The organism is Nostoc sp. 106C, from assembly GCF_002154725.1.
GTDB lineage: Bacteria > Cyanobacteriota > Cyanobacteriia > Cyanobacteriales > Nostocaceae > Aulosira.
Map to the genome: position 1 here is coordinate 221,794 of NZ_MTAW01000119.1, position 11,027 is coordinate 232,820.

General features: G+C 41.3%; 3 protein-coding genes, 1 pseudogene and 1 CRISPR repeat array. Of the genes and pseudogenes, 1 reads left to right on the forward strand and 3 read right to left on the reverse strand.

What is annotated here, in order from left to right; genetic code table 11:
* Positions 1-77: 77 nt before the first annotated feature.
* From BV375_RS17265 to BV375_RS17275, 3 genes are all read right to left on the reverse strand, one after another.
* Positions 78-6,206 (reverse strand): ATP-binding sensor histidine kinase, encoded by a 6,129-nt coding sequence (locus BV375_RS17265; RefSeq protein ID WP_086762564.1) that lies wholly within the window; start codon positions 6,204-6,206, stop codon positions 78-80.
* Between the two features lie 336 nt (positions 6,207-6,542).
* On the reverse strand, positions 6,543-8,054 hold the full coding sequence (locus BV375_RS17270; RefSeq protein ID WP_086762591.1) for an ABC transporter permease subunit: 1,512 nt from the start codon (positions 8,052-8,054) through the stop codon (positions 6,543-6,545).
* Between the two features lie 181 nt (positions 8,055-8,235).
* Positions 8,236-9,075, reverse strand: coding sequence for an FAD-binding domain-containing protein (locus tag BV375_RS17275; RefSeq protein WP_086762565.1), 840 nt, complete (start codon positions 9,073-9,075; stop codon positions 8,236-8,238).
* Positions 9,076-9,109: 34 nt separating this feature from the next.
* On the opposite strand from BV375_RS17275, the pseudogene BV375_RS38175 reads away from it, so the two are divergent.
* Positions 9,110-9,208 (forward strand): annotated as a pseudogene (locus tag BV375_RS38175) (CRISPR-associated endonuclease Cas2); the annotation flags it as partial.
* Between the two features lie 255 nt (positions 9,209-9,463).
* A CRISPR array of direct repeats spans positions 9,464-10,941; the repeat unit is 37 nt; unit sequence GTTCCAATTAACCAAAATCCCTATCAGGGATTGAAAC.
* Positions 10,942-11,027 lie beyond the last annotated feature (86 nt).

Below are 11,027 nucleotides of genomic sequence, written 5' to 3' on the forward strand. Positions count from 1 at the left end.
ATCTTCGTGACATTCGGAACGAAACCCAACCTACATCCACATCATATTTTTTGTGAAATGGTATCACTCCTGAATCCCTAGCGGGGAGGGGATTCAGGGATGGGATTGTTTGAAGTTCCATGTTCTATTTGTGGTAAAACAGCAGTCAATTTAACCATAATAGGAAGTACTATCGTAAATTTTGTTCCTTGTCCTAGAACAGAGTCCACCTTGAGGGTTCCCCCATGTCGCTCAACGACAATTTGGCGAGCGATCGCCAATCCTAATCCTGTTCCTTTGCCTACTGGCTTAGTGGTGAACAGATAATCAAAGATTTTTTGCTTGACTTCCTCTGTCATACCTAGACCATTGTCTGTAATCTGAATCAAAACATGCTGTTCATCTTCAGCTAGACGAGTTTGAATTGTAATTTGATTGGGATTTACTTGGATGTTTGCAAAACTGCGTCCGGTGTTCGACTCCTCTAATGCATCGATCGCATTTGCCAGTAGGTTCATAAATACCTGATTTAGCTGTCCTGGAAAACATTCAATTGGGGGTAAATTGCCGTAGTCCTTCACTACCTCAATCGCTGGACGATTTTGATTAGGTTTTAAGCGGTGTTTGAGAATTAAGATGGTGCTATCAATGCCTTCGTGGAGATTGAAAGCAACTTTGCAATCGCGATCGGCTCTGGAAAAAGTGCGGAGACTAGTACTAATTTCACGGATGCGATCGACTCCTAATTTCATCGAGTTGATTAATTTAGGTAAATCTTCCCGTAAATACTCCAGATCAATTTCTTTGATTTTAACCTTAAGAACCGTATCTGGATTTGGTAATTTTTCTTGATATATGTCAATTAGCCCAAACAAGTCTTGGACATAATTTTGAGCAGGATCAAGGTTACCAGCAATAAAGCTGACGGGATTGTTAATTTCATGAGCAATCCCTGCAACCAGATTCCCCAGTGCTGACATCTTCTCATTTTGTACTAATTGAAGTTGGGTTTCTTGCAGATGCTGAAGGGTTTGTTCTAGTTGGGTTGCTTGCTGGCGAGTTTTAATTAGCAACTCTGTCTGCTTGAGTGCAACCCCTATTTGTACCGCAATTTGCCGAGCAAATTGAATCTCAGAAGTTTGCCAATTACGGGGTTGGTCGCATTGGTGAATACAAAGTAAACCCCAAAGTTCGTCATCTTGCATAATTGGCACAACTAGTGATGCTCTGATCTGAAATTGCGCCAAAATTGCCCGATGGCATTCCAGCACATCAGCTATTTGGATATCAGCTATTGCACAGAAGCGTCCCTGCTTATAAAGGGTTGCGTAATTTTCACCAAAGCAATGATCCTGAATTTTAACAGCTAAGGCAGAAGGAAATGCAGATAATACATCTTCGGCAATAAATTCACCGTATTCGTACCCCGAGTCGAGATGAAACTGATAGATACCGACTCGATCTGCATTCAGAATGCGACGAATATTTTGGGTGACAGCACTAAAAATAGCATCTAAATCTAAAGACTCTCGGATTTGAGTAACAGCATTAAACAAAGTTTTCTGTTGGGCAAGCGATCGCTCCAATTGTTGAGCATAAGTCTGAGCTTGCTGATAGAGACGGGCATTTTCTAAGGCGATCGCTGCTTGGGTACAGAGCAAATTGATGATTTCGACGCGATCGCTTGTAAATACCCCAGCCGTCAAGCTATTCTCCAAATACAAAATTCCCAACAGTTTGCCTTGATAATTAATCGGCGTACAAAACAAACTCTTGGGTTGTTGGCGAATGATGTAAGCATCAGCCATCAATGAAGGAGAGATAGTTGCATTAATTACAATCGAGGGTTGTAGGCTGCGTTTAACGCTGTTGATCAATGATATAGGCAAATCCTGCGAATCTTCCAGAGGCAGCGATCGCATAATTGTTGATGACTGCCCAACTGTAGTAATTGCCTCAATTAGCAACTTTTCTTCTTCGAGTAGTAGCAATGCACATTTATCTGCGCCAGCATTTTCAATCAATACATTCAGCAATGTAACCAGCAACTGATCGAGATGAATTTCACTAGAAAGGGTCTGGGAAGCTTTAAAAAGTGTTGCCAAATCGAGTATAGCTGACACACTAGTGGTGGCAGAAGTCGTGGAATTATTAGGAATTACCTGAGATAAAGTGACTTTATCAACTGCACTAATTGTGAGATTAGGCATCAACTTGATCCGGTCTTGTTGCAGCACGGGAGCTAACAAACGCGGATAATTTCGTTCTAAATCCTTAACCTTGGCTTTTGCTCCCCAACGAGCATAGGCATAATAGGCATTAAGCAAATAATCCTGAGCTAGTTTTTCTTTGCCCCATGCCAAGTAAAATCGAGCTGCGAGTTCGTTAGCTAAAGCTTCTTCGTTATGATACTGATTTTCCTCAGCTAAGGTAATGGCAAGGTCATAATACTCAATCGCCTCAGCTTTGTTGCCGAGAATCCGTTGCCGTTCTGCTTCCACTAAATAATATTTGTGCAAGTGATTTACTGGGACATGGCCAGCCCAGTTTTTCATCTTTTCTTGGTTGGCGATTACTCGTTGGTGAATGTTTTGTTGTTCTGCCTCAGAAACTTGAGAATAGATAGCTAAATGTCCGAGAGAATCATAAGTGTGAAAAACTGGCACTAGAAATAATCCTGTAGCACCACCCAAGTATTTTTCGATCGCGATCGCCGCTTCCAGTGCTAATTGAAACTGACCAAACCAATAGCAGAGTAAAAGTTTGCTGACATAGAAATAGCACAGCGCCGTCTGATCACCTGCTTGCTCAATCTTGGGCAGCATTTGTTCTTGATCGAAGGCATCCCCAATTAGTTGCCATGCTTGCGGTGAATCGCCGAGCAAATTCAAAATCGCTTGCTGAAAAATAGTTAAATGGCTGAGAAGTCCTTCTTGTTTGAGTTGAGTTAGTTGCACGCGAAAGGCAGCACTCTCACGGCTTAAATCGCCCAATTCTTTGCCGACAAACCATGAATGCATAACATAAACAAATGCACAAATAGCTGCCGATTCTAAATCTCCTGTTTCCAGCCCACTTTGATAGCCTTCTCTGAGAAACGGTAAAGTGTCCCTAAGTGGTTCTTTCCAATGCCAGACACTACATTGAACTCCCACATAAGCTCTAGCGACCATTTCTTTGGCATTGAGTTGTTCGAGCAACAAATGTGCCAACTGTCCAAACTGATAGCCACGATCAATTTCTCCCATCACCCCACATAGCATTAATCCATAGTAGGCATAACCATTAGCTGAGTATGAAATATTGCCATACTGAACTGATAAATTTACCTGTTCAAGGATAATAAATGGTAAAAGAGTTGGCGCAGCAACATAAGCAGAAGAAGAAACACCAGTAAGAATTCTAATAGCAGCTAACTTTTCCGGCTCCTGCATTTGGGGTAGAGTAATTAAATCTAATGGTTGTCTGCCTGCCAAGATAGAGTTTGTCGTAGCACATGCTTGGCCAATATCTAATTCCCTAGGTTGCTTGGGAAAACTAATTCCTAAATATTCCAAAATTTCTAGGGCAATCTGCACTGCTTCGAGAAATTGATGTTGGGCTTGAGCCGCTTGAATTTTGATTTCATAGACTTTCACCTTATCCAACAAAGAGCTAGCCTGTTCTAAAATGACTGCCGCCAATTGTGTCATTTGCTCCAGATTGCCGCTTAAATAAGCAACTTCGGTAGCGGCTTCGTAAAGTGCCAAGGTGAGCGCGTAGTGTGTTTGCCAGCGCTGTTGTGGTAACAAGTCGATGCCAGTAAGGAAATGCTCAGATGCGGCTGTGTAGGCAGTAGAAGCTCTTGCTTTGCGTCCGGCTTTGAGATTGAGTTGGGCGAGTTCAATCTGCTGTGTTTCCTCACTGATGAGATTTTTACCAATATTTAATTGGCTGACAATCTCAAACAGTTTCTCGTCTTGTTGGGCAACGGTTGTATTATTCAGTAGTAATTGCCCAATTTTCAAGTGAGTCGCTTGTTTTTGCTCGTCTGGGATTAAAGTATAGGCAGCCTGTTGGACGCGATCATGCAAAAATTTGTAAGAACAGGAGTTAGAATTTAAGCCAAAAAATTCTTCTGAATCTTGGTTCCTAGCTCCTGACTCCTCCTGGAAAAACTTATAAACCTCACTGGTTGGTAAAATCAATCCCTCTTGCAGCGCTTTCCACAAATCTACAGCAGTCTCAGCTAAAGATTTTTCATAAACAATGGCAAGAGTTGCCAGGTCAAAAGAGTTACCAATGCAGGCAGCTAGTTGCAAAACCGATTGGGCGGCGCTGGGTAACTTTTGCAGCTGACGCGCCATAAACTCGACAACATCATCGGTGAGTGTCAGTGCTTGAATTTGAACAATATCCCCTTGCCAATAACCCCGCTCGATATTAAAGGTAATGTATCCCTCTTCATACAATGCCTTGAGAAATTGCGTAGCGAAAAAGGGATTGCCTTTAGTTTTTCGATATACCAATTCAGCCAAGGGCGCTGCTAGTGCTAGTGGACAACTGAAGGTATCGGCAATTAAATGGTTGAGGTCGGATAATTTGAGGGGAGTTAGGGTAATAGTGTTAATTATGGCTCCAGTGTTGCCAATGTCGTTTAGTGCCAGCATCAGTGGATGAGCAGGGGAGACTTCATTATCTCGGTAGGCACCAATCAGCAACAGATAGCCAGTTTCTGTCTCACTCATCAGAGTTTGTATCAGCTGTAGTGATGCAGAGTCTGCCCATTGCAAATCATCCAGAAAAATCACCAGGGGATGTTCTGGGGTAGCGAGTACCTGAATAAACTTTTGGAACAGCAAATTGAAGCGATTTTGCGCTGCACTCCCAGAAAATTCTACAGCAGGAGGCTGTTTGCCAATAATCTGTTCGAGTTCAGGAATTACTTCAATAATCACCTGCCCGTTTTCACCCAAAGCAGAGAGAATTTTTGTCTGCCATTGCTTAAGTTCAGCATCTGTTTGAGTCAGCAGTTGCCCCATCAAGTCTCGTAATGCCAAAACAAACGCAGAAAAAGGAATGTTGCACTGATACTGGTCGAATTTACCTTTGATGAAGTAACCTCGTTGCCGCACAATTGGCTTGTGGATTTCGTTAACAACTGCGGTTTTGCCGATGCCGGAGAAACCCGCCACCAGCATGATTTCTGTACTACCATTACTGATGCGGTCAAAGGTTTGTAGAATATTTGCAACTTCAGTTGCACGACCATAAAGTTTTTCGGGGATAAGGAAGCGATCGCACACATCACGCTGTCCTAATTCAAAAAATTCTATTTTTCCCTTTTGTTGGTATTGAACTAAGCAAACTTCTAGATCGTGCTTCAGTCCTAAAGCACTTTGATAGCGGTCTTCCGCATTTTTCGCCATCAACTTCATTACTATATTTGAAATCACCTGCGGAATTTCTTCCCACCTGCCTCCTGCCTCTTTGAAGTTCCGATCGGAGGAAGCCTCGGTTCGGACTTCTCTGTGCCTCATGCCTTCTAATAATGGTGGTAATGGTTGTTTAGCAATATGACAGTGAATCAGTTCCATTGGATCGTTGGTTTTGAAGGGAAGTTGACCTGTGAGTAATTCAAAAAAAGTCACCCCTAACGAATAGAAATCACTGCGATAATCAATACCTCGGTTCATGCGTCCAGTTTGTTCTGGAGAAAGGTAAGCGAGAGTACCTTCCAAAACTTGTGGATTTTTAATTTCTTGGGTTTCTCTCGGCAACAAAGAAGCAATACTGAAGTCAATTAGTTTAACTTGTTTTGTATATGGATGAATGATTATATTTGCTGGCTTAATATCTTTGTGGATCACTCGATGCTGATAAAGTCCATTGAGAATGTTAGCTAGCTGAAGGGCGATCGCCAAAAATTCATCTACTTTTATTAGCTGTCCTTGAGTATATTTGCTAAGTGAAACGCCTCCAAAATCTTCCATCACTAGTGCATAACTATTGCAATGCCGTTCTAAACTGTAGGGTTGAACGACTCCAGGTAAATTAAGATTTTTGGCGATCTCATATTGGTTACGGAACTGTAACAGTTCGCTAAAGGTTGGGTAATCGCGGTTCAGATATTTGATGATTACAGGCTGCCTATCTACATCACGAATGCCCCGATAAACTGTAGAGTACAGTTGTTCAATAATTTGGTATCCTTGCATTACAAGCGCCAAATCTATCCCCCTTCTCATTTATACTGACCTCATCTCAACAATTCTTCTCACAGACCCCAATAATTAATGATTCCCGTCAGTAAATTTTCTTTAACATTAAAATTTATTTTTTAATTCAAAATTAATACCAATTTGAAAAAAGAATGCGACAGATTGTAGGGGCACGGCACTGCCGTGACCTCTAGAATATTTATTGATGTGTCGCAAACATTATTTGATTTGGTATAATTTCTCAATCAATTTTTGATTAAAAATATTTTTTGTTTCAAATAAGATGCTCCAACCAACATTGTTTGTGGCGAGAGCAGCAGATGCAGCGATCGCAATGTACCTGTGAATGGTTTATTGTGAGTATTAAGAACGCTTAACGGGATTCATCCAAGCTTCTAAGCGACTAAATGCTTGGGAAGAAAGCAATGTTAAGCATAAGTAAACCACAGCTACAGCCGCGTAAATTTCAAAAGCACGATAGTTATCAGCAACAATCAATTGTCCTTTGCGGAATAATTCTTCAAACCCAATTACTGCAACTAAACTTGTATCTTTTAACAAACTGATAAATTCATTGCCCAAAGGTGGAATCATCCGCCGAAAGGCTTGGGGAAAAATTACATAACGCATGGTTTGTACAGCACTTAATCCGAGGGACTGTGAAGCTTCTGCTTGTCCTGGTTCAATTGATTGGATTCCCGCACGGACGATTTCGGCAATGTAGGCGGCGCTATTCAAACTTAAAGCAACTACTCCAGCAACTAGGCGATCAAAGGAGAAAGTAAAACCCAGTTCTTGCGCGATCGCAGGTATGCCAAAGTAAATCATAAAAATCTGCACGAGTAAAGGTGTGCCTCGGAAAAAATCTACATAGGCCCGCGCTACCCAACGCACAGATGGAATCCGGGAAAGGCGAACAATACCAATTAAGGAACCACCAACTAAACCTAGCACTACAGAAAATACTGTGAGTTGCAATGTTACCAATGCACCTTGTAAGAGTGTGGGGAAAGACCGCCAAATCACGCCAAATGAGCTAAATATGCTAGTTGCACTGCCAGCTTCTTTCTCAAACGGTGATTTTGTAGGTAAGCTTGGTGGGTCTGCTTTAAACCATTTGCGGTAAATTTGGGCATACGTGCCATTTTGTAAGACTTTATCAAGCCCATTGTTAATTAGTGCTAGATTTTCCGAGTTTTTCGGTGTAGCTATACCGTAATACTCCTCTGTCAGCAATTGCTCTACTACTTTCAGCCCCTTGAGATTACCTGTATTAATCGCGTATATAGTAACTGGGGCATCGTTAATTACTGCATCCACATTCCTATTAGCTAATTCTTGCAAAGCCAGAGGTGCAGAATCAAAACTGCGGATTTTTGCACCGGGAATATCCTGAGCTTTTTTTGCTCCAGTTGTGCCAATTTGTACCGCAATTCTTTTATTTTTGAGACTATCAAAATTAGTAATATCTTGGTTATCGGTGCGAATTGCGATCGCCAACCCTGCTTTAAAATAAGGGCGAGAAAAGGAAACGGTTTTTGATCTCTCCTCAGTAATCGTAATCGAACTAATCGCTGCATCTATCGTTTTGGCTTGCAAGGCAGGGATAATGCCATCAAAAGGCACACTAATAAAATCTACTTTAAAGTTAGCTGCTGCCGCGATCGCATTCATCAAATCCAGGGAAAAACCTTGTGACTTACCGTCAGTTCCCAGAAACTCAAAAGGTGGAAATGCTGGTTCATTAGCAATCCGCAAAGTTTTTCCCACACTAGGATTCACGCTACAGCCAGCCAATAATAGAAAGCTTAAGCAAACAATTATACACAAGCGTAGCCAACCTTTATAGGGAGGATACGTTTTACCAACAGACAAAACAGGGGTAGGTTTTCGAGAGACTGATTGGTAATTAAGAGGATTCACGATCGCATTATTCAAAAGAATTTACCTTAACTTGGCACAGATGGGTGGAAATAGGGACTGGCGATGAGGAAACAAAGAAAAAGAGGGGAGGGGAGAAAAACAAGAGAATAACTCATCACAAATGACCAATGACCTACCGCCGCTTTTTCCCACGTTGCCAACTTTGACTGTTTACTTGTTTGGTAAATTCACCTTGGGGAAACAATCGTTGTTCTATTTCTTCATAGCTACCTTCAAAATCACAATGACCGTAAAGGGGACATTTCTGACAATAAACGCCTTTGGTGTAGCGTTCTAAGTTCTCGCGGTTGAAATAATAGGGTTTATGACTAAAAGTGCTAGCGACCCACTGCCATGACATATTATTACTAGCTGGATCGCCATCTAAAAGATGTTGCAAAAACCACTTAGCTCCAGCTTGCCAGCGAATCCGCCGCCAATGAACAATATAAGCTGCTAACCACATCCGCGCATGGTTGTGTAGATAGCCAATTTTTTGCAAGTCTTGGCTAAAATTGTCGATGCAAACTCGCCCTGTATTTCCTTCGCGGATGTCCTGTGGTAAATCAGGCGCGTAATTTTGTGCTGTGTAACCTGTTTTGTATGCTTCCTGGTCTTGCCAAATCCCATCGCCAAGCTTGGCGTATAATCGCTGCCAGTAGTCACGCCAACCCAATTCGTTAATTAGTTTAGTAGCATCTTCTGGGTTGTTTACACGCTCTAGTACATAATCCCGAATTTCTCGCAAACTCAGAACTCCATAGCGGATATAAGGCGAAAGCTGTGTTACCGCACCTGTTAAAAAGTTACGTGTTTTTTCGTATGTTGTTGCATCTACTTTTTGTAATGCTTGTTCCGCAGCTTGGCGACCGCCAACTATTTCGCTGATATCAGCATCACGTTCTGTCGCAGCCGGAAATTCTTGGCGGAGATAAGCTATTAACTCATCACGATTGGCAAATTCTCGTAGCATTTTTTTATTCCTGTATAATTTTGTGTATAAAACCGATAGCATCTATTGTTATTTCCTCTGTGCTTGCTGTCCAGGTAAAATTGAGTTCATCAGCGGCGAAATGCCAATCGATACCATAGTGTTTTTTGCTTGAGTCTGGCGTCAACCAGTAGATGTTTGAAAACAACAGTCAAATTTCGCGCCCCAAAAGCTTACTCCTAGTGGTTTTGAACCCTTTTTCACAGTATTGAAGGTTGACGCAAACTCTCTAATCCTGACTAGACAAGGTTTTCAGTTTATTTTACTTATGACACCCTTGACAACTCAATGCCACGAAAGCTACTTTGGTTGGAGGTTGACGAAACTGTACCTTGAAAACCAAATATATCAATGCTTCCAACTCCGAGCCGTTCCAATTAACCAAAATCCCTATCAGGGATTGAAACTACTAATAGATGACATACCAATTACTTTCAGGTTCCAATTAACCAAAATCCCTATCAGGGATTGAAACCATTATTTAGATTACACACTCGCATGGCATAAACAATGGTTCCAATTAACCAAAATCCCTATCAGGGATTGAAACCTGAATATTTAATGCATAAGATGCAGAACCGTCGAGTTCCAATTAACCAAAATCCCTATCAGGGATTGAAACCAGCAATGCAATGAACATTAAACTTTGATGTGGGTTCCAATTAACCAAAATCCCTATCAGGGATTGAAACAAAAAAAAGGAAAAGTAAAAATGTCTACACCACTTGTTCCAATTAACCAAAATCCCTATCAGGGATTGAAACTAGTCCTTATGGTGTAGAAGAGTTGACGAATGATAGTTCCAATTAACCAAAATCCCTATCAGGGATTGAAACACCCTCTCAGTCCTCGCTGGTGGCGGTGGCTCAAGTTCCAATTAACCAAAATCCCTATCAGGGATTGAAACACTAAACAAAGTATTACTTAAATCTTCTTTGTCGTTCCAATTAACCAAAATCCCTATCAGGGATTGAAACCTGGGTGTCGATTATCTCATGCACCTTACATTAGGTTCCAATTAACCAAAATCCCTATCAGGGATTGAAACAGGGCACTATTAACTTTGAGCAATGCCAAATTGCGTTCCAATTAACCAAAATCCCTATCAGGGATTGAAACTTCGTAGATAGAATTATTTCGGTAATATGGCATACTTGTTCCAATTAACCAAAATCCCTATCAGGGATTGAAACAGGCGAATTAGCGCTAGCTGCCGCAAGAAGGGCAAGAGGTTCCAATTAACCAAAATCCCTATCAGGGATTGAAACATTGCTAGCTTTTCCCATCGCTTCCATGTGCGATGTTCCAATTAACCAAAATCCCTATCAGGGATTGAAACATAGTTTTTAACTGAACTAGCGGCACTTTTAACAGTTCCAATTAACCAAAATCCCTATCAGGGATTGAAACGGACGTTTGCCGTTGCATCGGTGAGAGTAACTGGTTCCAATTAACCAAAATCCCTATCAGGGATTGAAACGAATTTCTTGGTTAGGGAGGGAGATACAATATCAGGTTCCAATTAACCAAAATCCCTATCAGGGATTGAAACAACAGTACGGTATAATCGATCGCATATCAGCTTTGAGTTCCAATTAACCAAAATCCCTATCAGGGATTGAAACAAAATATTAAAGCTACTAGCTAGGGGATATAAAGATGTTCCAATTAACCAAAATCCCTATCAGGGATTGAAACCCGCCCAGTGAAAAGTATGCTTCTGACACTACAACAGGCGTTCCAATTAACCAAAATCCCTATCAGGGATTGAAACAGAAAAATAATGCCTAAGCAATCTACAGGCACACTGGGTTCCAATTAACCAAAATCCCTATCAGGGATTGAAACCTAGTTCTGTTTTAGAGGTTGCTATTAGCCCCAGAAACGTTGAATGTTAAGAAAAACCTGATAAAAATAACCCAAAATATGTTAAA